This is a genomic window from Allobosea sp. ASV33 (assembly GCF_016428755.1).
Classification (GTDB): Bacteria; Pseudomonadota; Alphaproteobacteria; order Rhizobiales; family Beijerinckiaceae; genus Allobosea.
Genome location: NZ_JAELTI010000256.1, coordinates 1 through 320, shown reverse-complemented (window position 1 = coordinate 320; position 320 = coordinate 1). Strand labels below are relative to the sequence as shown.

General features: G+C 75.0%; 1 pseudogene. It reads left to right on the top strand.

Features of this window, described 5'->3' with window-relative positions:
• Positions 1-320, top strand: a pseudogene (locus JHD80_RS27410) (hypothetical protein); the annotation flags it as partial.

The window sequence follows — 320 nt, the reverse complement described above, 5'->3', positions numbered from 1 at the left end:
CCCCCCCCCCCCCCCCCCCCCCCCCCCCCCCCCCCCCCCCCCCCCCCCCCCCCCCCCCCCCCCCCCCCCCCCCCCCCCCCCCCCCCCCCCCCCCCCCCCCCCCCCCCCCCCCCCCTTTTTTAATGCTCCGGCGACCACCGAGATCTACACCGAAGGTTAATCGTCGGCAGCGTCAGATGTGTATAAGAGACAGGATCGAGCCCGCCCGTTTCGCCGAGATGCCCGAGGTCGACCGCGTCCTCGGCAATGACGAGAAGCTGCGGCCTGAGAACTGGGCTGCGCTCGCACGCTCCAACAGCCTCGGCCATCCCGACACGACG